The sequence below is a fragment of the Bacillus benzoevorans genome, from assembly GCF_014207535.1.
GTDB lineage: Bacteria > Bacillota > Bacilli > Bacillales > Cytobacillaceae > Bacillus_BD > Bacillus_BD benzoevorans.
The window spans coordinates 15529-39633 of record NZ_JACHGK010000018.1 but is presented as its reverse complement, the minus strand read 5'-3'; the positions used below and the strand labels follow the sequence as shown (position 1 = coordinate 39633).

The following is a 24105-nucleotide window of genomic DNA, read 5'->3' as shown; positions in this document are numbered from 1 at the left end:
AATTCGGTCACACAGGATCCATTCTAATTGTTTATTCTACCATACTTAGATGATTACAAGTAACTTTTTGTCGAGAAAAAGGGACTTTTTTGTAAAAAAAGTCGACAAATTGTCAAAAAAATAAAATATACCGAATAAAGGCAGGACTTACGTATCATATGTTTTACGGTCCAAGACCGCAGTTGTTTCGTTCGATTATGTAACGGGAAAATGCCAGCCTTATTTTCCCGTAAGCTGACCGCATGACAGCTTATGTAAAAAACCGGTTAATTTACCGGCTCTTCTTCATATTCTTCTTTCTTGTACTTCAGTTTGGTTGCTTCGCCGCCGCGAAGGTGACGGATGGATTTATGGTAATCTAATATTTCTTTCACTTCATTTGCCAGCTCAGGATTGATTTCAGGAAGTCTTTCTGTCAAGTCTTTGTGGACTGTACTTTTGGATACGCCAAACTCTTTCGCTATGACACGAACTGTTTTTCTCGTCTCCACGATATACTTTCCAATCTTGATAGTTCTCTCTTTGATGTAATCGTGCACACCGCTCGCCCTCCCTAAATTGGATGTGAGAAGCGTGAAATGAGACTCGCTTTTGGCAAATTATCTATTTTGAATCCGCATGGGCTTACATCCACGCGGCAGAAAGCCTAGGCTTTCCCCCCTTACAGGATCTAGACAGGTACATAACTATTTACACTTGAGTTCAAACGATTCCTCACCTCATACATTCTCTTTATATAGGTTTGTAACAGTTTATTAGCCTGGATGGGAGTTTATGCACATTTTCCACAATAGGGACAAGGAAATAGCAAAAAAAATGGTGTCAAACACTATTTTTGTGTCTGACACCATATATAAAGAATCGCGTTGGTTAGGCATCTTTGTTTGGCGTTTGTTCTTCTTTTGCATCATTATTAGACGGTGTATCTTTTTGATCCTTTTCCTCTGTTTTGTCAGTTGATGTTTTCTTTTCAGTTGCTTGCTTGTCGTCAGCAGCACCTGATTTGTCATCAGCTGGGTTTTCTTGTTTGTCAGAAGATGTCGGTTTGTCCTCTGATTTAGAAGGAGTCTCTTCTTTTTTCTCAGAAGTGCCTTCTTCTGTCTTACCTTTTCTGTCATCAGCAGGCTTATCCGCTGCCGGCTCTTTCTCGCCTTCAGCATTTTCTTCTGTCATTTCATGGTTGCCTGCAGCCTTTTCTTCATTGACTGTTGGTTCGTCTGTTGTTTCTTCCAGTGCGCTCATTGGCTTATCGAAGAAATCTTCAGGATTTACCGGCATGCTGTCTTTGCGGATTTCAAAGTGGACGTGTACGCCAGCTTCCTCATTGATCATGCTTTTACCGGCAGTGGCAATCGCGCGTCCTTGCTCGACATCTTCGCCAACTTTCACTTGGAAGTCCTTCACAGATTGATATTGTGTCACGATTCCATTTTCGTGTTCAATCTCAATGACATTTCCTAAAAGTGCATCTTCTTCGACTTTTGTAACCGTTCCGGAAAGAGCGGCAACGACATCAAAGCTTTCGTTGTCTTTTACGGTGATATCAACACCTGTGTTTGGATGGTATTGGTTTTCGTAAACGACAAGAGCGGCTTCTTGTTCTTTTTCAGAAGCTTGATCATCGTAAAATTTCTTTTGAATCACGGCTGCTTCGCGGTCTTTCGCTGTAAGCGGCATTGTAACGTTTTCCATTGTACGGTTTACTTCAACAGCCAGGTCATCAAAGTTCTTTTGCTTTTCTGCACTATTCATTCCGAATTTATCTGAATCAATAGCATTGTCTGTGCTGCTGTTTTGGAACCAAAGAACCGCGATTAAAATAATGGCCGCACTTGCGATATAAATAGCCGGAAACACCCAACGCTTTTTAAAGATACTTTTTACTTTTGAATTTTGAGAAGACTTATTGTTTTCTTCCTCTCTCATTTGTCATCACCTCTGCAATCATTGTGAACAATTTAGCGGTGATATATACATTTTCGGAAAAATTTTTTTTACTGCTTATTATTTGTTAGTTGGTTTATAATTATTCATAGTTTTTGGGATGCTTTTTTGGGATCCTGGGGATCGGAGATTCCGGGAAGTTGCTTCCCTCTGGGGGTCGGCGTTTTTTTTGACCCTATTTTATTCTTTGGGGGACGTTTTTGGTGCCTGGCACCAATAATGGACATTTGTATGTATGCGGTGGACAACCTATATTCTGTCCACTCAGTATGGACATTTGTCTTTCCTTGGTGCCAGGCACCATTTGTTATGAGAGGGGTTTTTGTGATGTCGAAATGGTTGTTAAGAGTTTTGCCTTTTTTGTATATGGCTTTGATTTGGAAGTTGTCGGGTATGCCGGTGGATGCGGTGGTGGAGTTGCCGAATGCGGAGTGGGATGGCGGGATTAAGGAATCGCTGCATTTGGTTGAGTTTGCGATTTTGTATGTTTTATTGGTGCTGGCGCTGTTGACGATACGGGGATTGACGCGAAAGCTTAATCTAGTCTGTATCCTTATTGCCTCATTATATGGTTTGTCCGATGAAATCCATCAATCCTTTGTTCCGGCCCGCTCGGCGACGCTGATTGATTTGGTAAAAGACGTCATCGGTGTGCTTGCGGCTTCCTGGGTGATGTACGGCGCTTATCAGAAGAAACGTTTTCAGCGGCTGGGGAGACTGCTGCATAAGCTGGCATAGGGACAAGGTACCTGTCCCCTTGTCCCGCATTACTTATTTCTTCGCCGTAATTGCCGCCATCAATGTATCCGTTCCGCCAATTTCAATTCCCTGATAGTAATACGCGACAATATCCGCGTAGGTTTTTCCCTCTTTCGCCATTCCGTTTGCGCCGTACTGGCTCATCCCAACCCCGTGGCCGTACCCTCTTGTATGGATGATAATATCACTGCCCTTCCGCTCCCAAGTGAAGTCGGTTGACATGAGTCCCAGTTTTTCGCGGATATCCTTCCCAGTCACGACCTTCCCGTTGATATCGACCTTCGCCACCCGCTTGCCGGCTGTCCGTTCAATGACCTTGCCAATTGTCGAACTGCCGGAGAGCTTCACCCCTAACAGGGACTCAAATTCCTTTACTGTAAAGTTCTTCTGACCGTTAAACCGCGGTGAGTTTTTATCCCAGGGGCTTGCTACACTTTTCAAATAAGGGACAGAGTTGGACCAAATGGCCTCAGAATTTTCGGTGTAGCCGTTGCTCGTGGAGAAAAAGGTTGCATCAATCGGCGTTCCATTATAGGTCAGAATCTGTCCGCTCGTTTCTTGGACGGCCTCCTGAATTTTTTCTATTTTCCAGCTATAATCAGAACCCCAGACCCGTTTCAGTTCATTGTCGCTTTTATACACCTGATAAAGCTCTGAATCCGCGACAATCGCATCACCCGGAAGCTTCATTTTTTCATTGCTCATCAGCTGCTTGGCAATATACGTGCGTGCTGTCAGTGCCTGCGCCTTCAAGGCCTCTTTTTCAAAATCTGCCGGCATTTCCGACGCTACGACACCGACAACATATTGCTCCAGTGGAATTTTTTCAACCATTTGCTTTGCCGTTCGATAGACAGCCACCTCCACTGCTGGCTGTGCCGCTGTATTTTCAGCCTGCGGCTTGGGCTGCTGTAGATTCTCCTCCAAAGTACCACTCACTTTCTCCCCATGAAATGGCAGCACCAATATAGCTGGAACAATCAATGTGACAGTAATCAGTACCGCGGCTAGAAGCATGATCGGTTTTATCTTTTTCATGGCTGCCTCCATTTTTATAAAGTGTTGGCTATGATCAAATTCGCCCAAGACCAAATAAGGACTATTCAATCCCCTTCTCATTTCATTCATATGGAGGCGGACAAGCTTTTATGACTAAAAATGGCGGTTGTGGTGAAAGTCCAGCACAAAATAAAAAAAAACCGCCGGACCTGCGCATTTTACGCACAAGTCCGGCGGTTTTTCTGCATATATTATTACGAATAAGACAAACCTGCCGGGCGTTCACGCCATTAGGCATTCATGTCAAGCTTTTGCTGATTGTAGATGATTTCTTCCATTTCTGGTTCGCTGATTCTTTCGATGTCTGCACCGAGGCCCGCCAATTTCTCATGGAAATCAACATATCCGCGGTCAAGGTGTTTTAATTCTGTGACACGAGTTACACCTTCAGCCACTAAACCGGAAAGAATTAAGGCTGCGGCTGCACGCAGATCAGTAGCGGACACTTCTGCACCTTGCAGCTTTACTGGTCCATTCATCACAACAGAACGTCCTTCGATTTTGATATCAGCATTCATGCGGCGGAACTCTTCCACGTGCATAAAGCGATTTTCAAAAACGGTTTCTGTAATCATCGAAGTCCCTTTGGCTTGAAGCAGCAATGCCATCATTTGCGACTGCATATCAGTCGGGAATCCAGGATGCGGCATCGTCTTAATATCAACAGCCTTCATATTATCTGAACCGATAACACGAACGCCATCGCTTTCTTCGATTATCGTTACACCCATTTCTTCCATTTTGGCAATAAGAGAAGTCAGGTGTTCAGGCACGGCGCCTTGAACGAGAACGTCACCGCCGGTAATCGCAGCTGCCACCATAAAGGTTCCAGCTTCAATACGGTCAGGAATAATCGCATGATCAGCGCCAAATAACACGTCTACACCTTCAATTTTGATCGTACCGGTACCGGCACCTCTTACCTTCGCTCCCATTTTATTAAGGAAGTTCGCTAAATCAACAATTTCAGGCTCTTTTGCGACGTTTTCAAGCACAGTTGTTCCTTCGGCAAGAACAGCTGCCATCATGATGTTTTCTGTAGCGCCCACACTTGGGAAATCTAAGTAAATCTTTGCTCCGTGTAAACGGCCCTCTACTTCTGCTTCAATAAAGCCGTTCCCAACTTTGACCTTTGCACCCATGGCTTCAAAGCCTTTCAAATGCTGATCAATGGGACGGGAGCCAATTGCACATCCACCCGGCAGCGCCACTCTGGCACGGCCGTTTCTTGCTAATAATGATCCCATTACTAGGACAGACGCACGCATTTTTCGCACATATTCAAATGGTGCCTCTACTTGCAACTCTCTAGATGCATCCACTGTCACACAGTTATCTTTAAATGCCACATCGGCATTTAAACAACGTAAGACTTCATTGATCGTATATACATCGGAGAGCGTAGGAACATCCCGAATGATACTTTTTCCATCACTTGCTAATAATGATGCAGCGATAACAGGTAAAACGGCATTTTTAGCTCCTTCGACTTTGACGGTGCCGCTTAACCTTCTTCCGCCACGGACGATGATTTTTTCCAAAGTCTATTCCCCTCCGCGTCCATTCTCTCTATATTAATATTCAATCGTAATGATTGGTGTTCCAACTACAATGGTCGTCTTCCCGCCCAATCCTTCCTCTCTTAAACCAACCTGTAAATTCATGGCTTCAGATTTTCCTTTAATCGAGCCGCTAAAAAGCGGAGTATAAGCTGTTGCTGAAACAAAAGATGATTCCTCCAGCTTCTCGATTTCACGCGCATCGAAAGCCGCTAACAAGGCATTTACATTCGTGCCCAAAGACTCATTAAGCTTACCATCGAACTCACCCATTAGACAAGAAAAAATAGTGACATTTTCATGAAAAATGTCGAAGATTGTCTTTTGGACTTTTCCTTGCAAAAGCTTCTCTGTTTCCTCGTTCCAACCGGTCCCTTTTACCTCATAAACAAGGTAGGATTCCTTGCCGGATGAAAGGAGCCGAATCGACTCTTGAACATCTTCTCTTTTTGAAAAAAAAGCAGTCGCTTCCCACTTTTCTTCACCTTGAGAAATGTTCCAGTTTAAATCCGGGAACTCATCTGCCAATGCTCTTTTCTGCTCTTCCCCGGATGTTTCCAGCTTTTGCCTCGCATATAAAGACCATTGATTGATGAAAATATTCTCGCGCTGCAAAATAGAAGCCATTTTTTCTATATCTGTATTCGACTGCCCTTTCGCACTGGCGATATTGAATATAATAAAACTGAGTACTGTTAAACTGAATAATCCGTATAAGAACTTTTTCACCGTTCATCCTCTCCTTAGTACCATTGTTACCAAGGTTGCGAGGATCATACTTCGAACGGGCCGTCACTTTTTGACAATTCAGTTTGTACAGAACTACACAATTACTGTCCCTATGTACCATATCTCTTTTCATGACGCTTATGTGATACTTAAGATGAAAGCAAACCTTACCCCTTTAGAATTCCTTTGGGGCTTCAATCTGCCAGACCATCATCAGCCATTCGCTCCGGCCTATCTATTTTTATAAAGGTCCGTGCGTTTGAGCCTTCTTTTCACATTTTAACGTGGTTTACCCCTTAAGGCCGCAGACGCCATAAGCAATAACCAACCATACACCGCTCCCTCCTTAGCTTTCCATACTTGCAAGAAAAAAGTCTGCTGCGGTATGACATTGGTTTGCTCTTTTATTTATGCTGAAAAACTCTAAGCTGTACTGCCGTGTAAAGGACATAACAAATTGAATTTTACTTCAATCCTAGCAACAATGGAACATGTACTAAGTCCTATATTTCTAAGAAAAGACCTGCGGCAGCTGCTGTGACCAAAATAGATAATCAAGGAAAAAATTACTCACGAGGGAACCAACAATAATGGATAACAAGATCAAAAGGATCCTCGCTTGAAATACCCGGTTTGGCCGTAAAAATTTTTCAAAATTGACTGCCTGTAATGCCCACCATGCTAAAGCAATAAAGACAAGATGCGAGATAATGCTCACTAAAGAATTGGCTGCGTATATTGCCATCATCTCCTTTACAACTTAATCTCTATTTTACCATTGTTTACCTAAATTGTCCTCCATATGTTACTCTTTATGCAACAATTAAGTTTCAATTATTACAAATAAATTTCGACCTTTTCTGCCTTTTGCAAAAATACTTCCATTTTAGTGGAAAAAGCGATCCTTTATTCGCAAAAATCCCCCCTGAAGTACGCCAATATAGTGTCCCTTATATATTTCGGACACTCATCCTGATTTTTGAGGGTGCATCGAGTTGTTTTTCCGAAGCGAACCGGAGTGATCTGAATCCGCCTTTTCACACAAAAAAGAGAAGCCCCAAAGAGCTTCCCTTTTCCTTTCCCCGCATCACTGCATAAAATCCGCAAACTCGTGGAAGTTGTTTTGCAGGAAGTCGAATGCTGTGTTTGGCAGGATTCCAAACCAGACGGTGGCGATGACACAGATGATGAGGACAATGCCGACGCCGGCTGGAATTTTTATTTTTTCTGTTGCTTCCGCAGGGCGGAAGAACATTTGCGTCATGATGCCGAAATAGTACACATACGAGATAACCGTTGTGGCGATCATAACGGAAACAAGAACATAGTGCGGTTCCGGAACAACTGTGGCACCTGTAATAATGTTCAATTTACCGATAAATCCGGCTGTACCCGGGATCCCGGCAAGAGAGAGAATCATAATGCTCATGGCCACAGCCAAAAGCGGCGACCTGCGGTACAGACCGGCAAAGTGGCTGATATCCTCTGAACCCTCTTTTTCCGTTAATAGCTGGATAATCGCGAAGACTCCCATGTTCATAAACAAATATGCCATCAGGTAGAACCACATCGAGTCAAACATAAAGACAGACAGGGCGGAAATCGCTACTAAAATATAACCGGCATGGGCGATACTTGAGTAGGCAAACAGGCGTTTAATATTCCGCTGTCTTAGAGCCACAAGGTTTCCGATAATCATCGTGGCGCCGGCAATAACCGCGATGTAATTCTGCATCTCCAGGAGGATTGGCGCTGAGCCTTGTCCGGCTGTCGCTGCATTTCCAAAAATAGCTACTAATAGACGGATGAACAGAACGAAGCCGGCTGTTTTCGATACAACACTTAAAAACGCTGTAACGGGTGTCGGTGCCCCTTGATAAACATCCGGTGCCCACATATGGAATGGAGCAGCCGCAAGTTTAAAGGAAACTCCGACGGTAATCATAAAGAAAGCCAGAACCAATAAATAAATGATTTGCGTATCATTTAATGTCATCAGCATCCCGCGCATATCCGCAATATTGGTTGTGCCGGTTAAGCCATAGACATAGCTCATCCCGAACAGCATAATCGCTGTCGCAAGCGAACCGTTGATCACGTATTTCATTGCCGACTCATTGGACTGCAGATTTCGCTTTCTGATCCCTGCTAATATATAGGAAGAAATCGAGAGCAATTCAAGCCCGATAAATAATGTAATCAAATCGCTGCTTGATGTCATCACCATCGCACCAAGCAAAGCGGTAAGGAACAGATAATAAAACTCTCCTCTGTATTCCTTTATCCCTTCTTTCGGCTCATAGCTGATAGCAAGAAGAATAACCATCGCTGAACCAACTAGCAGTAACAGCTTAAAGGCTGAAGCAAAAGCATCCAGTCTGAATGTATCGTAAAGAATCGATGTTGCTTCGGTGCCCAATAAACCGAGCAGTGCCACAATGGCGGCCAAAATCCCTGCTAAACTGATCCAGCCAAGGATTTTTCGGCTTTGACCCTTTGGCATAAATAAATCAAGCAGGGTAAGGACAGCTGTAAGGCCAAGAATGATGAATTCCGGCGTCATAATATTCCAGTTAAAAGATAACAGTGTCTCGAGATCCATCCTTCATCACCCTCCTATCCCGTGCATTAAGACTTCAATCGTTGCTTGAATCGGTTCGCCTAACAGATTCGGCGCTACCCCGATCAGCACAATGAATGCGGTCAGCACAACAGCCGGCACGTATTCCAAAGGCTGCATATCGGTGGTTCCGACCCATTCCCGGTGCGCCAGGCCATACGTAATATTCAGAATGGCGCGCAATAAGTAGACGGCGGTTATGATGATCCCAATCGCCCCCACTGCGGCGAGAACCGGCATTTCTTTAAACAAACCAACAAAAGACATGAATTCGCTGACGAATCCTGACATTCCCGGCAGACCCAATGAGGCCATCCCTGCAGCCAGTAAAAATCCGGCGGTAATCGGCATTCCTTTTGCCATGCCGCCAAGGTTTTGAATCTCGGTCGTCTGCGTGCGTTCATAAAGTACACTGACTAAGAAGAAGAGCAGTGCTGAGATTAAGCCGTGTGATACGACTTGGAAAATCGCCCCTTGGATCCCTGATTCGTTTAGTGCTCCAAGTCCGATGAGAACGATCCCCATATGGGAAATGGACGAATAGGCCAGTACTTTTTTCAGATCATCCTGAATAAAGGCTAGGAATGCCCCGTATAACAGGTTGATGACTCCTAGGAGGGCAATCAGGCCGGCAACTTTAGCGAATTGCTCCGGAAAAATGCCAAGACCAAATCTGATTATTCCGTATGCCCCGATTTTAAGCAGAATCCCTGAGTGAATCATAACAACGGACGGCGGTGCCTGTACGTGCACTTTGACCATCCAGCTGTGCAATGGCAGAATCGGCAGCTTCACACCAAAGGCAATCATCAAGGCAATAAACAGCCCCATTTTTAACCCTTCAGATATTGGTGCTACAAGCTGCGGTGCGTCAGATGCCATAAGCGAGCGCAGTACTTCAATATTAGACGTACCGGTGCGGGCAAATAACACGATCAAAACAATTAAGAGAATCGCTGAGCCTAAGCCGTTATAGATTAAAAAGCTGAAAGCGGCTTTTTCTTTTTCAAAATAACCCCATTTTCCAATCAGGAAGAAGGTTGGAATTAAAGTTACTTCAAAGAATAGGAAGAATAATACTAAGTTTCCGGCGCTAAATACACCGAGCATCCCGACTTCAAGAATCAGGAACAGCATGAAGTATCCTTTCCATTCCTTTTTAATATGAATCGATGCAATCGCAGCCAGTGCCGCGACGACAGCAGTCAACAGCACTAACACAAGCGATAGTCCGTCGACGCCGAGTTCATATTTAATCGTAAATAAATCGCCGTAAGCGATTGGATTTTTAAAAGCAATCCAGTCTGCACTTTCTTGTAATTGGGTTAGATCAAAGCCTCTCCGGTACTGGAAAAAAGCAATGAGGGCCATCACAAGTGCTGGCAGTGTTGCTAAAACACCGAGAAATTTAATCGTGTTTTCTTTCGTTCTCGGAACGAATAGCAAAAGCAAAATCCCAATCAGAGGGGAAAAGACTAAGAAGGATAGAAAACTCATTTTAAGTACCCCCCTGTTAAAGCATAAATTACAACGAGAACTGCTAAGCCGACAAATGCCACTGCTCCATAGACCTGAGTTTGTCCGTTTTGGAACTTAGACCCTAAGCGGGCAAAACCTTCAGTAATACCAATCACGGCCTTCATCACTCCCTCGACAAGGAAGGTTTCAATGTATTGCAGGAACAGGCTGAAGGCTTTCATTGGTGTTACAATGATGTATTGATAAATCTCGTCGATATAGTATTTATTGTATAAAGTTCCATATAGCGCAGGCATTTTGATATCGCGGGAAATTGATTTTTTCCCGTATACCAGCCATGCAACATAAATACCAAGCAATGAAACAACGGTTGCTGTGATCATGATCCATGTTGAACCTTCGTGGCCATGACCATGTCCACTTGCCTCGATCAGCTGCTGGTTCCCCGAAACTAACCAGTCGCCAAGGAATGTTCCGAACCAAGGTGTATTGATATAACCGGCAATAACCGCCAATACGCCAAGCACCATCATTGGCATGGTCATCACGGAAGGTGATTCGTGAACATTGTGCATCTGTCCGCGCGTTTTGCCTGTGAAGACGAGGAAGAACAGGCGGAACATATAAAATGCCGTCATGAATGCGGTAACGACTCCCAGGATAAATAGAAGCGGATGTCCTGCATTCCATGTGGCCACTAAAATTTCGTCTTTACTGAAAAATCCTGAGAATAACGGGACACCGCTGATCGCCATTGTTCCAATTAAGAACAGCGGCGCGGTGAAGCGCATTTTTTTCCAAAGACCGCCCATTTCATTAATATCCTGAGTATGGACAGCATGAATCACTGAACCTGCAGCGAGGAACAGTAATGCCTTGAAGAAGGCATGTGTTGTCAGGTGGAAAACCCCTGCGACATAACCGGCAGAACCAAGAGCAAGCATCATGTAACCAAGCTGGCTCACAGTCGAGTAGGCTAACACCCGTTTAATATCCGTTTGGACAATCCCGATGCTGGCAGCAAATATTGCGGTAAATCCGCCGATAGTTGCCACGACAAGCAAAGCGGTTTTGCTTGCTGTAAAAAGCGGGAACAGCGCCGCTACTAAGTAAACACCCGCTGCAACCATTGTTGCGGCGTGGATTAATGCAGATACCGGCGTTGGACCTTCCATGGCGTCCGGCAGCCATGAGTGAAGCGGAAATTGACCTGATTTCCCAACAGCACCAACAAAAATCAACAGTGCTGTTAACGTAATCATGCCGGGTGAGATGACATTTGCTGCGACAGCTTTAAAAATTTCATCATATTCGAAGCTGCCTACCTGCCAGAATAAGAGAATCATTCCGATCAAAAGGCCAACATCCCCGATCCGCGTCATAATAAAGGCTTTCTTTGCCGCTGCCTTTGCTTCTTCCTTGTAAAAATAGAACCCAATTAAGAGGAAGGAACCAAGACCAACCAATTCCCAGAACATATACGTCTGCAGCAGGTTTGGCGATAGCACAAGACCGAGCATGGCAAATGTGAAAAGACCTAAATAAGCATAGAAAACAGAGAAACGGTCATCACCTTTCATATACCCTTTTGAATAGGTATGAACTAGAAAGCTGACGAGTGAAACGATCACTAGCATTAATGCATTTAATTGATTAACTTCAAATCCCGCGGTAATGGTTATATCCCCTATTTTCAGCCAGGCAGCCTCTGCCTTATATGTTGGTGCGGTAAAGCGGTCGAACAGCACCAGCAATGAGTAGATAAAGGAAGAAAAAGCGAGCAGAATCGCAATATAGGAACTCGCCTCTTTAAGCTTTTTGCCGAAAATCGTGAGGATGAGAAACGATAATAGCGGGAAAAGCGGTATCAGCCATGCACTCTCCATTAATATCAGATCCCCTTTTGAATTCTTAGCACGATAGGTGATTCGTCCGTTAAGCACGCGGCTCCCGGGGCAAATCACGCTAGTCTGTTCATGAATTCCTTTTTTAATTCAAGCACTATTAATGTTTCATGGTGTTCATTTCATCGATCTTAACCGTTTTGCGGTTATGGTAGAGTGCGATGAGGATGGCAATTCCGACTGCTACCTCTGCCGCCGCGATTGCCATACCGAATAAGGCAAAGATTTGACCTGTAATGGATGGAACAGGTCCGAGTTTACTAAATGCCACCAGGTTAATATTCACGGCGTTGAGCATAAGCTCAATTGAAATTAACACGATGATCGTATTGCGTTTCGTGAGCGCCCCGTAAAGACCGATGCAGAACAAGATTAAGGCCAGAGCCAGATACGCCGAAAGAGGTACAGAACTCATGATTATTCAGCCTCCTCTTCAGGTTCTTTTTTCGCTAAAATAATGGCTCCGATTAGTGCTACTAACAGCACAACAGATGCTAATTCAAATGGAATAATGTATTTTGTATAAATCGCAGTACCAATTTGTGCTGTGTTATTGATATGCAGGTCCTCCGCTGTGCCTGAGAAACCAAGATTGTAAATCCCCATATAGAAGACAATGCCAAATCCGGCTATCCCAAGGAATAGCAGCAGTTTTTTTAATCTTCCTGGTGATACATCTTCTTTATCATCATGCTTGGTCAGCATAATCCCAAACAGCATGATAATCGTAATCGCACCTGAATAAATCAGGACTTGGACAAAGGCGAGAAATTCTGCTGAGAGCAGGATGTAAATTCCTGCTATGCTCAAGAACGTGGCAACGAGTGCCATGACCATGTGCACAACTTTCGATAAATTAAGCAGCAATACGCCGCCTGTGATGGCGATTAACGCCAGCAGGATAAAAGCAAGAAACTCTCCTGTCATGGTTTATTCACCTGCCGAACATTCTGATCATTATGGTCAAGCCATTCAATATCTTTATAAAGCTTGCCGCGGGTATATTCCGCTAACTCAAAGTTATTCGACATCACAATGGCTTCTGTCGGGCAGACCTCTGTACAGAGATCACACAAGATACAAATTTCAAAATTGATATTGTATGTGTCGATCACTTTTCCTTTTTTCTCCGGGTCGGGATGCTTCTTCCCTGTCAATTGAATGCAGCCAGTCGGACAAATGTTGGCACACTGGTTGCAGACGATGCATTTTTCCGGATTAAATTTTTGAATTCCCCGAAAGCGATCCGGAAGCGGTATCGGCTTATTCGGATAATCATAGGTTACTTTTTCACGTGTCAAATTTTTTATCGTGTAGCCTAATCCTTTCATCAAGCCAAACATTTGATCACCTCTCAAATTTTAGGGGAACACTCCCCTCACGCATTTAGAACAAGTTGATGATTTCTTTGATGACAGCAGTCAGGAAGATATTTGCCAAAGCCACTGGCAGGAGTACCTTCCAGCCAAACTCCATCAACTGGTCGTCACGGACACGCGGAAATGTTGCACGCAGCCACAGCCAGAAGAAAAGAACAACACTAAATTTCAAGGCAAACCAGACAGCACCTGGGATAAAGTCAAGGAATATCACCGGCTGCCAGCCGCCAAAGAATAATACGGTTGCTAATGCCGACATGGCAAACAAATACACGTACTCCGCCAGCATAAAGAAGGCATAACGGAATCCGGAGTATTCGGTATTGTAACCGGCAACGAGCTCACTTTCAGACTCAGGCAGGTCAAATGGCGTCCGGTTTAATTCAGCATTTGCTGCAATCATAAAGACTATAAAGGCAATTGGCTGGGAAAACATAAACCAAACATTTTCCTGCGCATGAACAATATCCGTTAAATTCAAGCTTCCTGTCATCATGATCAAGCCGATAACAGACATGACAAGCGGAATTTCGTAGGAAATCATCTGTGCAGCGCCCCGTATTCCGCCAAGCAGTGAGTATTTATTGTTTGATGCCCATCCTGCTGTTACAATCCCAAGGATCGTGATACCGGATACCGCAATATAATAAAGCAGACCGACTCCGATATCAGCGAATTTCAGATTTTCCGTAAACGGTATAGCGGCAAGGACTATAAAGGATGGAGCAAAGGCAAGAACCGGTGCGATAATAAATAACGGACGGTCAGCAAGCTTTGGTATAATATCCTCTTTAAGTAACAGCTTTAGAACGTCAGCGGCCGTCTGCAACAGTCCCCAGCGGCCTCCGAGCTGATCCGGTCCTTTTCGCAATTGGATAAAACCCATCACCTTCCGTTCTGCTAAAACGGCATAACATACAAATCCTAAGATAACGAATAAAAATATTACAGTCAGTAAAAAGAAGATTCCAAAATGTCCTAAACTAGGGCTTGAACGCAGCAACTCATTGATCATTATCCGTCAACCTCCCCAAGGATAATATCAATCGCCCCTAAAATAGCAATCAGGTTTGAGATATTTTCTCCTTCGATCAATTTAGTGAGAATTTGCAGGTTATAGAATGACGGACGTCTGAATTTCAAGCGATACGGTTCTTTTTTGCCGTCACTGGCAATATAGCAGCCAATTTCTCCCCTAGGAGACTCGATTCTGACGTAGGTCTCCCCTTTAGGTGCTTTAATAATCTTTGGAACTTTAGCCAAAATCGGACCATCTGCCGGGAATTGAGCAACTGCCTGCTCAACGATTTTCAGCGACTCTTCAATTTCCGCCATCCGGCATTGGTAACGGGCCCAAGCATCACCTGTATCAAATACCGGTACATCAAAATCAAAGCGGTCGTAGATGGAATATGGCTCATCTTTACGTAAATCCCACTTAACCCCTGTGCAGCGGAGATTTGCTCCGCTTAATGAATAGGCTAAAGCGTCTTCCTTCGTATATGTGCCGATGCCTTTTACGCGGTTAAGGAAAATCTCATTTCCTGTAACGAGCTGATGATAGCCCTTCAGCTGTTCGCGCATATAAGGAACGAAATCTCTTACTTTTTCAATCCAGCCTTCAGGTGCATCCCATTTAACGCCGCCGACACGCATATAGTTAAATGTCATCCGTGCCCCGCAAAGCTCATTAAATAGATTGAGGATCATTTCACGTTCTCGGAATGCATAGATAAACGGGCTTGTTGCCCCAAGGTCCAACAAATACGTCCCCCACCAGACAAGGTGGCTGGCAACCCGGTTCAGCTCCATAGCGATGACGCGCAAATACTCTGCGCGCTCCGGCACTTCGATGCCTGCAATCGTTTCTACCGCATGACAGATTACATAGTTATTCGTCATCGCTGAAATGTAATCCATCCGATCTGTATAAGGGATGATTTGTGTATACTGAAGGTTTTCTGCTATTTTTTCAGTACCCCGATGCAAGTAGCCAATGACCGGTTGTGCTTCTTTGATGATTTCCCCATCGATTTTAATAACCAGGCGGAATACTCCATGCGTACTTGGATGCTGAGGTCCTACGTTTAATATCATTTCCTCTGTTCTTATCACCGTCTACACCTCCACATCGTAATCTTTTCTGAGAGGATGACCGACCCAGTCTTCTCCCAGCATAATCCGATGTAAGTTTGGATGTCCGTTAAATTGAATGCCCAGCAAATCATAGGCTTCGCATTCAGGCCAGTCTGCCCCAGGCCATAGCGGTACGAGTGAATCAATGACAGGCTGCTCCCGGTCAATCTTCACTTTAAGGGCTACTGACTGATGATTTTTATAAGAATACAGGTGTACATACACTTCCATATGTGTTTGAAAATCGGTTCCGTGTATTTCTGATAAATAGTCAAAACCAAGCTGTTCGTTATATTTCAGAAATTCTGCTGTTTTGTAGTAGGATTCCTTTTTCACCACAAGCGTCGGTACATCCTTAGAAATTTCATTAATATAGTTGTCCTCAAGGACGTCTTTTCCCAGATGATCCTCAATGACTTTTACGTATTTATCTAAATAAGGCTGATTTGGCGATGGTTTCTTTTCCTCAGCTGCTTTAGAGACTTCCGTGCCTCCGACAGCGGCTTTCGCTTTTGCTGCTGCTGCGGCTTTTGCTTTTGCGGCAGCAATAGCTTTCGCTTTCTCGCTTTCGGCATCACCATCTGTGCCAGCTTGTGCCTTAGCCTTCGCGGCAGCGGCTGCTTTCGCTTTTGCCGCGGCGGCTGCTTTCGCCTTCGCTTTCTCACTGTCGCTATCCGCGCCCGCTCCTGCCCCAGCATTAGCTTTTGCTGCAGCTGCGGCTTTCGCCTTTGCGGCGGCAGCTGCTTTTGCTTTTGCGGCGGCCGCCGCTTTCGCTTTCTCACTTGCGGCGTCCGTTTCGCTTGCCGGCTCCGATCCTTCGGCTGCCTGCATCTTTGCCGCTGCTGCTGCTTTCGCCTTCGCGGCGGCAGCTGCTTTTGCTTTTGCCGCTGCAGCCGCTTTCGCTTTCTCACTTGCGCGGTCTTCCCCAACTGCCTCTGTTCCTTCTGTGTCCTTTTCCTTCTCAGCCACGGAAGCTTTGGCTTTGGCTTTCGCTGCTGCGGCCGCTTTAGCAGCTGCTGCAGCTTCTGCCTTTTTAGCAGCTACGTCAGCGTCTTTTGCAGCAGGTGCGCCATTTTCTAACCTTGAAAGCGCTTCAGCCTTTGCCTTTGCGGCAGCATCTTTCTTTAATTGTGCTAAATCCTTTTCCCCGCTCATTTGCCTACTTCACCTTCTTCCCGGTTTTTGCCTCATAGCGGATTTGTTCCTTTAATTTATTCACTCCATAAATGAGCGCCGCCGGGTTTGGTGGGCATCCAGGTATATACACATCAACAGGGACCACTTGGTCGACCCCTTTGACTACCGAATACGAATGAACATACGGACCTCCGGCAGTTGCGCAGGAACCCATAGCAATGACCCATTTCGGCTCTGGCATTTGATCATATAAACGCCGCAAAATGGGTGCCATTTTCTTAGTTACTGTCCCTGCTACAATCATGACATCGGATTGACGCGGCGAGGCACGAAATATTGTTCCGAATCTGTCAAAATCATAATGGGCTCCTCCTGTCGCCATCATTTCAATGGCACAACAAGCCAGCCCGAATGATAAAGGCCATAATGACTTACTTCTCGCCCAGCCTTTAATCGATTCGAGATTAGACATAAACACATTACGCTTAATCTCTTCCATTTCCTCTGGTGTAAACTCGTTTGTTTTTAGCTCCATTTTAACACCTTCTTCTTCCATGCATACACTAGTCCAATGACAAGCATAATGACAAAGATTAGCATTTCGATCAGTGCAAAAATTCCCAGTTTGTCATAAGCAACAGCCCAAGGATACAAAAAGATTGTTTCAACATCAAAAATAACGAACATTAATGCAAAAATATAATACCCTAAATTGAATTGAATCCTGGAATCATGGAATGGTTCAATACCACTTTCGTAGGTCGTGTACTTAGCTTCTTCAGGCTTGTGCGGCCTCAGTAATCTACCAAAAGTTAATGCTACGACAGGGAGTAATATTCCGAGAATTAGAAATATTGCCACTACCATATAATTATTTTGGTATAAATTTAAAAGTTCCACGCCAAATCCCTCCAATTCTATTAAAAATTTCCAAAACATTCAATTTTGTAACCGTAATCATTATAGCACTGTTACAATTTTGTGTCGACTGTTGACTTCAAAGTGAATTGAGTTAATTCTTCAAGGAAATTTCATTGTCAAAAAAGTGCTTTTGCCCTTTATTTTGCATTTGCTGGGCACGATTTACTATGCCCAATATGAGCGTTGCAATCCCCTGGAACAACATCATTCACAGGAAGAATCAACGATAAAATGGACAATGAAACCCGTTTAAGTATATATATGCAGGATCTTTCGGATCATAATAAGAATAAGCATTTCTTACTCAGCGATAGAGGATTTTCATAAGTGGTTACTCTATTTTCTATTTAAGTGCCATTTTTTTCTAGTCCGGATAACAACCCCCCTTTTCTTGCATTACAAATCCTATACCCGAACAGGTTATAGGGTGATTTATCTTTTTTATAAGCAGCGCTCCTTCACATGATTCAAACCAGCCTTATCCTCTTATCCATAATCAGAACCCGCCATAAGTATTTTATCATAAAGTTGTAACATATAAAGAATTGATTTAGCATCTTTAAAAAAATAATTTGCGGCTTTGTACCTAAGAACTAAAAAGCAAATATTCAGATGTGTGTGTACAGAAGTTTCATTTTCCATTAGATATAGAAATAAAGAGAAGGCAGGTTAAATATGACTTTTGTTGTATAACAAAATGAACATTAATATTCGTGTTCTACTAAACTAGGCAACTATGGCAGCAGATTATTATTCGGATTTATTATTTCTTGGGAAATAATTGTAGACATTTGTAGGAATTTGTCGTTATGGAGCGGCTGACAATGGGCGTATGGTGTCGAGAATCTGTCATTTCACAAATTACATATTTTGCCATAATAGCATATACAGGAGTTTGTTCATTCTAAAGATATAGTAAAAAAAATAAACACCTCCCGTAAGGAAGGTGTTTACTATATTACTTTTTGCCAGAAACCGAAATACGGTTAAGGGCACGCTGCAGAGCAAGCTCTGCACGTTTAAAATCAAGGGTATCTTGTTTCATTTCATTCAGACGGCGTTCAGCACGTTCTTTGGCTGCCAAAGCGCGTTCTACATCGATTTTCTCTGCAATTTCAGCGGCCTGAGCTAAAATCGTTACTTTTTCGGGACGGACTTCTAAAAGACCGCCGCTTACTGCTACAAGTTCAGTATTACCCCCATTTTTCAGACGGACGGCACCAATTTCTAATGGGGCAACCAAAGGGATATGTCCAGCCATTATACCAAGCTCACCGCTTTTGGCCTTGGCAATGATCATTTCCACTTCCGAATCAAACACTGGGCCATCAGGAGTAACAACATTGACAGTAAATGCCTTCATTTTTTAACCTCCTGGTCCGAAATTATGCCATTTGTTTCGCTTTTTCCACTACTTCTTCAATTCTACCAACAAGACGGAATGCATCTTCTGGAAGATCATCATATTTTCCTTCAAGGATTTCTTTGAATCCGCGAACTGTTTCTTTTACAGGTACATATGATCCCGGTTGTCCTGTAAATTGTTCAGCCACGTGGAAGTTTTGTGATAAGAAGTTTTGAATACGACGGGCACGTGCTACGGTCAGCTTATCTTCGTCAGAAAGCTCATCCATTCCTAACATCGCAATGATATCTTGTAATTCACGGTATTTTTGTAATGTTTGTTGTACTTGACGTGCAACTTCATAGTGTTCTTCCCCAACGATGTCAGGAGAAAGCGCACGAGATGTTGATGCAAGAGGGTCCACCGCAGGATAGATACCCATCTCAGATAATTTACGTTCAAGGTTTGTTGTTGCATCTAAGTGGGCGAATGTTGTCGCCGGAGCCGGGTCAGTATAGTCATCGGCTGGTACGTAAATCGCTTGGATAGATGTAACAGATCCTTTATTTGTAGATGTGATACGTTCTTGTAATCTACCCATTTCAGTAGCAAGTGTCGGTTGGTAACCTACGGCAGAAGGCATACGGCCTAATAGCGCAGAAACCTCAGAACCTGCTTGCGTGAAACGGAAGATGTTATCAATGAACAATAACACGTCTTGTCCTTGCTCATCACGGAAATATTCCGCCATAGTTAATCCAGTTAAGGCTACACGCATACGAGCACCAGGAGGTTCGTTCATTTGTCCGAATACCATGGCTGTCTGCTTGATAACGCCTGATTCTGTCATTTCCCAGAATAAGTCATTTCCTTCACGTGTACGCTCACCAACGCCGGCGAATACAGAGATACCACTATGCTCTTGCGCGATATTGTTGATTAATTCTTGAATTAATACGGTTTTACCTACACCGGCACCACCGAATAGACCGATTTTTCCCCCTTTAATGTATGGAGCAAGAAGGTCTACTACTTTAATACCTGTTTCAAGAATTTCTACTTCTGTAGATAGTTGTTCAAATGTCGGCGCTTCCCTGTGAATCGGATCACGGCGAACGCTTGCTGGAACTTCTTCTTTAAGGTCGATTACTTCACCTAGTACGTTGAATACACGTCCAAGTGTTGCATCTCCAACCGGTACAGAAATTGGCGCACCTGTGTCAGTTACTTCAATTCCGCGGGTAACCCCGTCAGTTGAAGTCATGGCAATAGTACGAACGGTATCGTCACCTAAATGCAGCGCAACTTCAAGTGTTAATTTAAGATCTACGTTGCCTACATGGGCGTCGATTCTTAATGCGTTATTAAGTTCTGGAAGTTGACCACTTGGAAACTTAACGTCAACAACCGGACCCATAACCTGAACGACATGTCCTTTGTTCATGTTTTTTCCTCCTATAGTTCTGTTAAAGCTTTTCCGAACTTATCTTTATCGAGAGGCCGGGTATTAGTCCGGCTCTATTATTTAGTACCTTTTCACGGTTCTATCCTACTCAAGCGCAGCGGCTCCGCCTACGATTTCCGTAATTTCCTGCGTAATCGCAGCCTGACGTGCACGGTTGTAGCTCAAAGACAGCGTACTAATAATATCATTTGCATTATCCGTAGCAGCCTTCATCGCTGTCATCCGCGCCGCGTGTTCACTTGCTTTACTGTCTAACAATGCCCCATAAATCAAGCTTTCTGCATATTGCGGCAGCAATACATCGAGGATTTCTTCTGCAGATGGCTCAAATTCATAAGAAGTTAATTTAGCGCCCTCTGCTGACATATCCGCGAATGGAAGAAGCTTTTTCTCTGTTACATCATATTTAATCGCATTGACATAATGGCTGTAATAAATATACAGTTCATCAAATGTCTCATCCGAGAACATGCCAACGGCTTTCGATGTAAAGTTATTTATGTCCGTAAAAGCAGGCTGATCGTGCAGACCAATCACATCAAGAATGACATTGGCGCCTTTTTTCACAAAGAAGTCACGTGCGACACGACCAAGAGCAATGATCACGTATTCATCTGTTGATTTATGACGCTCGAGGATCGCCTGGCTGACCGCACGAAGCACGTTACTGTTAAATGCCCCTGCAAGTCCGCGGTCTGAAGTGATAACGATATAAGCCGTTTTCTTGACCGGACGGGATTTTAACATTGGATGCGCTGCACCCTTGCTTCCAAGTGCTACAGAGGTTGTTACCTCTTGAATCTTTTCCATATAAGGAACGAAAGATTTTGCATTTTGTTCAGCCTTAGTCATTTTTGCAGCTGACATCATCTGCATCGCTTTCGTAATTTTACTCATCTTGCTTGTTGCCGTAATCCGATTTTTAATATCGCGTAAAGATGCCACAGGTTCTCACCACCCTTGCTAAAGCCTTAAAAGTCATAATCAAAATTTAACGATTTTTTACTCAGAAACTGCGAAAGTTTTCTTGAAGTCGTTGATCGCAGCAGCAAAATCGTCGTCAGAAGGAAGCTCTTTTGTTGTTGCGATATGGTCTAATAATTCTTTACGGTTCGCATCTAACCAAATGTAATATTCACCTTCGAAGCGACGAATATCTTTTACTGGAATATCATCTAAGAAACCCTTTGTTAAAGCGTAAAGAATTGCTACTTGTTTCTCAACCGAGATCGGCTTGTTCAAGTCTTGTTTTAACACTTCAACGGTACGAGCACCACGGTCTAATTTAGCTTTTGTTGCTTTATCAAGGTCCGAACCAAATTGAGCAAATGATTCAAGCTCACGGTATGACGCCAAGTCTAGACGCAGTGTACCGGCAACCTTCTTCATCGCTTTAATTTGCGCAGATCCTCCAACACGGGATACAGATAAACCTGCGTTGATCGCCGGACGAACACCGGAGAAGAACAAGTCAGATTGTAAGAAGATCTGTCCGTCTGTAATGGAAATTACGTTTGTTGGAATATAAGCAGAAACGTCCCCTGCTTGTGTTTCGATAAATGGAAGTGCAGTAATAGAACCAGCACCCAACGCATCACTTAATTTCGCAGCACGCTCTAAAAGGCGGCTGTGAAGATAGAATACATCCCCTGGATAGGCTTCACGACCTGGAGGACGGCGAAGCAATAATGATAATTCACGATAAGCAGATGCCTGCTTTGTTAAATCATCATATACGATTAAAACGTGCTTGCCATTGTACATGAATTCTTCTGCCATTGAAACGCCGGCATATGGAGCTAAGTATAATAATGGAGCTGGTTGTGATGCAGATGCAGTCACGACGATTGTATAATCTAATGCGCCAAATTTACGCAATGTTTCTACTGTACCGCGGACAGTTGATTCTTTTTGTCCGATGGCTACGTAGATACAAATCATATCTTGGCCTTTTTGGTTGATGATTGTATCGATGGCAACAGATGTTTTACCTGTTTGACGGTCACCGATGATTAACTCACGTTGTCCGCGTCCGACTGGTACAAGGGCATCGATCGCTTTAATACCTGTTTGTAATGGTTCGTGTACAGATTTACGAGCCATAACGCCTGATGCTACTTGTTCAATTGGACGAGTTTTTGTTGTATTAATTGGACCTAATCCGTCTACTGGCTGTCCAAGCGGGTTCACGACACGTCCGATTAATTCTTCCCCTACTGGAACCTCCATGATACGTCCTGTACGGCGAACTTCATCGCCCTCACGAATCTCTGAATATGGTCCTAAAATAACGATACCGACGTTATTTTCTTCAAGGTTTTGTGCTAACCCCATAACGCCGTTTGAAAATTCAAGAAGCTCTCCAGCCATGGCATTGTCGAGGCCATGAGCACGTGCGATACCGTCACCAATCTCAATAACCGTACCTACATCACTCACTTGAATTTCCGCTTGATAATTTTCAATTTGCTTTTTTATCAGCGCACTGATTTCTTCAGCATTGATGCTCATGAGATTCCCCCCTATCTAGCGTAACAATTGACGTTCCAAACGTTCGAGCTTGCCTTGCAGACTGCCATCGAAAATACGGTTTCCGATGCGCACTTTTAAGCCTCCGAGTAATTTGGAATCAACGATATTTTCAATTTTTAGAGATTTTTTACCTACTTTAGCTGCAAACGAGGAGGATAGTGCTTTGCTCTCCTCTTCTGTCAACGCACGAACCGAAGTAATAGTTGCTGCAGCAACACCATTTTCTTCATTTACAAGCCCAATAAATTCATCAGCCACTGCGTCAATTTCGCTTTGACGATGGCGGTCAATTAAAAGCTTTAACAGATTTAAGACAAATGGATTTAAGCCGGAAAAAGCTGTTTCAACGAGCTTTTTCTTGTCCGCCTTGGAAAGCTTTGGCGACTTCAATACCGCAAATAAATCCGGATTCTTTTCTGTGACTTCTTTTACTATACGAAGCTCTGCTTCCATTTGGTTAAGAAGTTGTTTCTCTTTTGCCAGCTGGAAAAGAGCCAATGCATAGCGTTTCGCTACTGTAGAGACGTTCATCGGTCTTCTCCTGCCTCTTGGATATATTCATTAATAAGCTTCTCTTGATCCTTGGCATTTAGTTCCTTTTCAATCACTTTAGAAGCTATTAGTACAGATAAGGAAGCCACTTGCTCGCGGATAGCGGCAACAGCATTTTCCTTTTGTTGTTCGATTTCGATCTTCGCTTGTTCTTTTAGACGATCAGACTCCGCACGAGCTGTTTTGATGATTTCATCACGCTGCACATCGCCTTGTTTCTTAGCGTTTTCAATTAAGTTTTGCGCTTCCTGACGCGCTTCTTTTAACAGATTACGCTGTTCATCCAAAAGCTTTTGCGCTTCTACACGGTTGTTCTCGGCTTCATTAATTTCATTTGCAATATGATCTTCACGTTGTTTCATGATTCCCATTAACGGGCCCCATGCGAACTTTTTAAGTAATGCTAACAAAATAAGAAACATAACAAGCTGGAATACGGCATCCCCAGCATTAATCGCTTTATGAGCAGCTTCAGCTGAACCTAATACAAATGAACTTGTTAACACCCTTGATTCACTCCCTTCGCGAAACGTAGAAAAAACAATAGTATCTATCTTTTGAACTCATTAATAAGGCATAAAGGAA

The 24105-nt window shown here is 43.7% G+C and carries 24 protein-coding genes; 1 reads left to right on the top strand and 23 read right to left on the bottom strand.

Annotated features, from left to right (window positions below):
• Nucleotides 1–266 precede the first annotated feature (266 nt).
• Nucleotides 267–539, bottom strand: a complete 273-nt coding sequence (spoIIID, locus tag HNR53_RS18835; protein ID WP_184528940.1) for a sporulation transcriptional regulator SpoIIID — start codon at nucleotides 537–539, stop codon at nucleotides 267–269.
• A gap of 331 nt (nucleotides 540–870) precedes the next feature.
• A complete protein-coding gene (gene spoIIQ, locus HNR53_RS18830; RefSeq protein WP_184528938.1) occupies nucleotides 871–1926 on the bottom strand; it encodes a stage II sporulation protein SpoIIQ in 1056 nt (351 codons plus the stop codon).
• Nucleotides 1927–2253: 327 nt separating this feature from the next.
• Here spoIIQ and HNR53_RS18825 point away from each other — a divergent pair, with 327 nt between their 5' ends.
• Entirely contained in the window at nucleotides 2254–2682 is a 429-nt protein-coding gene (locus HNR53_RS18825; protein WP_484463086.1) for a VanZ family protein, read from the top strand.
• Nucleotides 2683–2715: 33 nt separating this feature from the next.
• Here HNR53_RS18825 and spoIID read toward each other — a convergent pair whose 3' ends face one another.
• From spoIID to atpF, 21 genes are all read right to left on the bottom strand, one after another.
• Nucleotides 2716–3741 (bottom strand): stage II sporulation protein D, encoded by a 1026-nt coding sequence (gene spoIID / locus HNR53_RS18820; RefSeq protein WP_184528934.1) that lies wholly within the window; start codon nucleotides 3739–3741, stop codon nucleotides 2716–2718.
• A gap of 251 nt (nucleotides 3742–3992) precedes the next feature.
• On the bottom strand, nucleotides 3993–5303 hold the full coding sequence (gene murA, locus HNR53_RS18815) for a UDP-N-acetylglucosamine 1-carboxyvinyltransferase (RefSeq protein WP_184528932.1): 1311 nt from the start codon (nucleotides 5301–5303) through the stop codon (nucleotides 3993–3995).
• A 33-nt stretch (nucleotides 5304–5336) separates the two neighbouring features.
• The gene (locus HNR53_RS18810) at nucleotides 5337–6050 is read right to left on the bottom strand and encodes a YwmB family TATA-box binding protein (protein ID WP_184528930.1); all 714 of its coding nucleotides are present in this window, start codon (nucleotides 6048–6050) and stop codon (nucleotides 5337–5339) included.
• A 511-nt stretch (nucleotides 6051–6561) separates the two neighbouring features.
• Nucleotides 6562–6798, bottom strand: coding sequence for a DUF1146 family protein (locus tag HNR53_RS18805; protein WP_184528928.1), 237 nt, complete (start codon nucleotides 6796–6798; stop codon nucleotides 6562–6564).
• 339 nt (nucleotides 6799–7137) lie between these two features.
• Nucleotides 7138–8652: an NADH-quinone oxidoreductase subunit NuoN gene (nuoN, locus tag HNR53_RS18800; RefSeq protein ID WP_184528926.1), complete on the bottom strand. Its 1515-nt coding sequence runs from the start codon at nucleotides 8650–8652 to the stop codon at nucleotides 7138–7140.
• 6 nt (nucleotides 8653–8658) lie between these two features.
• Nucleotides 8659–10167 (bottom strand): NADH-quinone oxidoreductase subunit M, encoded by a 1509-nt coding sequence (locus tag HNR53_RS18795; protein ID WP_184528924.1) that lies wholly within the window; start codon nucleotides 10165–10167, stop codon nucleotides 8659–8661.
• Nucleotides 10164–12035, bottom strand: coding sequence for an NADH-quinone oxidoreductase subunit L (gene nuoL, locus HNR53_RS18790; protein WP_184528922.1), 1872 nt, complete (start codon nucleotides 12033–12035; stop codon nucleotides 10164–10166). The genes HNR53_RS18795 and nuoL overlap by 4 nt, the downstream gene beginning before the upstream one ends.
• A gap of 118 nt (nucleotides 12036–12153) precedes the next feature.
• The gene (nuoK, locus tag HNR53_RS18785) at nucleotides 12154–12468 is read right to left on the bottom strand and encodes an NADH-quinone oxidoreductase subunit NuoK (protein ID WP_184528920.1); all 315 of its coding nucleotides are present in this window, start codon (nucleotides 12466–12468) and stop codon (nucleotides 12154–12156) included.
• Between the two features lie 2 nt (nucleotides 12469–12470).
• A complete protein-coding gene (locus HNR53_RS18780; protein ID WP_184528918.1) occupies nucleotides 12471–12980 on the bottom strand; it encodes an NADH-quinone oxidoreductase subunit J in 510 nt (169 codons plus the stop codon).
• Nucleotides 12977–13396 carry an NADH-quinone oxidoreductase subunit NuoI gene (gene nuoI / locus HNR53_RS18775; protein ID WP_184528916.1) on the bottom strand — a complete coding sequence of 140 codons (420 nt, stop codon included), beginning with the start codon at nucleotides 13394–13396 and terminating at the stop codon, nucleotides 12977–12979. Before nuoI ends, HNR53_RS18780 begins: the two co-directional genes overlap by 4 nt.
• 43 nt (nucleotides 13397–13439) lie before the next feature.
• Nucleotides 13440–14447 carry an NADH-quinone oxidoreductase subunit NuoH gene (gene nuoH / locus HNR53_RS18770; RefSeq protein WP_184528914.1) on the bottom strand — a complete coding sequence of 336 codons (1008 nt, stop codon included), beginning with the start codon at nucleotides 14445–14447 and terminating at the stop codon, nucleotides 13440–13442.
• Nucleotides 14447–15547: an NADH-quinone oxidoreductase subunit D gene (locus tag HNR53_RS18765; RefSeq protein WP_184528912.1), complete on the bottom strand. Its 1101-nt coding sequence runs from the start codon at nucleotides 15545–15547 to the stop codon at nucleotides 14447–14449. The genes nuoH and HNR53_RS18765 overlap by 1 nt, the downstream gene beginning before the upstream one ends.
• A 3-nt stretch (nucleotides 15548–15550) precedes the next feature.
• A complete protein-coding gene (locus HNR53_RS18760) occupies nucleotides 15551–16723 on the bottom strand; it encodes an NADH-quinone oxidoreductase subunit C (RefSeq protein WP_184528910.1) in 1173 nt (390 codons plus the stop codon).
• Nucleotides 16724–16727: 4 nt separating this feature from the next.
• Nucleotides 16728–17240 carry a NuoB/complex I 20 kDa subunit family protein gene (locus HNR53_RS18755; RefSeq protein WP_184528908.1) on the bottom strand — a complete coding sequence of 171 codons (513 nt, stop codon included), beginning with the start codon at nucleotides 17238–17240 and terminating at the stop codon, nucleotides 16728–16730.
• On the bottom strand, nucleotides 17231–17605 hold the full coding sequence (locus HNR53_RS18750; RefSeq protein WP_343065358.1) for an NADH-quinone oxidoreductase subunit A: 375 nt from the start codon (nucleotides 17603–17605) through the stop codon (nucleotides 17231–17233). The genes HNR53_RS18755 and HNR53_RS18750 overlap by 10 nt, the downstream gene beginning before the upstream one ends.
• Before the next feature lie 979 nt (nucleotides 17606–18584).
• Complete coding sequence (locus HNR53_RS18745) at nucleotides 18585–18989, bottom strand: F0F1 ATP synthase subunit epsilon (protein WP_184528904.1); 405 nt, start codon at nucleotides 18987–18989, stop codon at nucleotides 18585–18587.
• Between the two features lie 22 nt (nucleotides 18990–19011).
• Complete coding sequence (gene atpD / locus HNR53_RS18740) at nucleotides 19012–20415, bottom strand: F0F1 ATP synthase subunit beta (protein ID WP_184528902.1); 1404 nt, start codon at nucleotides 20413–20415, stop codon at nucleotides 19012–19014.
• Between the two features lie 105 nt (nucleotides 20416–20520).
• Entirely contained in the window at nucleotides 20521–21381 is an 861-nt protein-coding gene (gene atpG, locus HNR53_RS18735; protein WP_184528900.1) for an ATP synthase F1 subunit gamma, read from the bottom strand.
• A gap of 57 nt (nucleotides 21382–21438) precedes the next feature.
• Complete coding sequence (gene atpA / locus HNR53_RS18730) at nucleotides 21439–22947, bottom strand: F0F1 ATP synthase subunit alpha (protein ID WP_184528898.1); 1509 nt, start codon at nucleotides 22945–22947, stop codon at nucleotides 21439–21441.
• A gap of 15 nt (nucleotides 22948–22962) precedes the next feature.
• On the bottom strand, nucleotides 22963–23499 hold the full coding sequence (locus tag HNR53_RS18725; protein ID WP_184528896.1) for a F0F1 ATP synthase subunit delta: 537 nt from the start codon (nucleotides 23497–23499) through the stop codon (nucleotides 22963–22965).
• A complete protein-coding gene (atpF, locus tag HNR53_RS18720) occupies nucleotides 23496–24026 on the bottom strand; it encodes a F0F1 ATP synthase subunit B (protein WP_184528894.1) in 531 nt (176 codons plus the stop codon). The genes HNR53_RS18725 and atpF overlap by 4 nt, the downstream gene beginning before the upstream one ends.
• Between the last annotated feature and the right edge of the window lie 79 nt (nucleotides 24027–24105).

What these genes read in the sequence shown, in the direction of transcription:
- spoIID (WP_184528934.1), bottom strand. Translation starts at nt 3,741, where the DNA reads ATGAAAAAGATAAAACCGATCATGCTTCTAGCCGCGGTACTGATTACT.
- nuoH (WP_184528914.1), bottom strand. Translation starts at nt 14,447, where the DNA reads ATGATCAATGAGTTGCTGCGTTCAAGCCCTAGTTTAGGACATTTTGGA.
- HNR53_RS18780 (WP_184528918.1), bottom strand. Translation starts at nt 12,980, where the DNA reads ATGACAGGAGAGTTTCTTGCTTTTATCCTGCTGGCGTTAATCGCCATC.
- HNR53_RS18745 (WP_184528904.1), bottom strand. Translation starts at nt 18,989, where the DNA reads ATGAAGGCATTTACTGTCAATGTTGTTACTCCTGATGGCCCAGTGTTT.
- nuoI (WP_184528916.1), bottom strand. Translation starts at nt 13,396, where the DNA reads ATGTTTGGCTTGATGAAAGGATTAGGCTACACGATAAAAAATTTGACA.
- HNR53_RS18755 (WP_184528908.1), bottom strand. Translation starts at nt 17,240, where the DNA reads ATGGAGCTAAAAACAAACGAGTTTACACCAGAGGAAATGGAAGAGATT.
- HNR53_RS18760 (WP_184528910.1), bottom strand. Translation starts at nt 16,723, where the DNA reads ATGAGCGGGGAAAAGGATTTAGCACAATTAAAGAAAGATGCTGCCGCA.
- HNR53_RS18805 (WP_184528928.1), bottom strand. Translation starts at nt 6,798, where the DNA reads ATGATGGCAATATACGCAGCCAATTCTTTAGTGAGCATTATCTCGCAT.
- nuoN (WP_184528926.1), bottom strand. Translation starts at nt 8,652, where the DNA reads ATGGATCTCGAGACACTGTTATCTTTTAACTGGAATATTATGACGCCG.
- HNR53_RS18725 (WP_184528896.1), bottom strand. Translation starts at nt 23,499, where the DNA reads ATGAACGTCTCTACAGTAGCGAAACGCTATGCATTGGCTCTTTTCCAG.
- spoIIQ (WP_184528938.1), bottom strand. Translation starts at nt 1,926, where the DNA reads ATGAGAGAGGAAGAAAACAATAAGTCTTCTCAAAATTCAAAAGTAAAA.
- nuoK (WP_184528920.1), bottom strand. Translation starts at nt 12,468, where the DNA reads ATGAGTTCTGTACCTCTTTCGGCGTATCTGGCTCTGGCCTTAATCTTG.
- HNR53_RS18795 (WP_184528924.1), bottom strand. Translation starts at nt 10,167, where the DNA reads ATGAGTTTTCTATCCTTCTTAGTCTTTTCCCCTCTGATTGGGATTTTG.
- atpA (WP_184528898.1), bottom strand. Translation starts at nt 22,947, where the DNA reads ATGAGCATCAATGCTGAAGAAATCAGTGCGCTGATAAAAAAGCAAATT.
- HNR53_RS18825 (WP_484463086.1), top strand. Translation starts at nt 2,254, where the DNA reads ATGAGAGGGGTTTTTGTGATGTCGAAATGGTTGTTAAGAGTTTTGCCT.
- nuoL (WP_184528922.1), bottom strand. Translation starts at nt 12,035, where the DNA reads ATGGAGAGTGCATGGCTGATACCGCTTTTCCCGCTATTATCGTTTCTC.
- atpD (WP_184528902.1), bottom strand. Translation starts at nt 20,415, where the DNA reads ATGAACAAAGGACATGTCGTTCAGGTTATGGGTCCGGTTGTTGACGTT.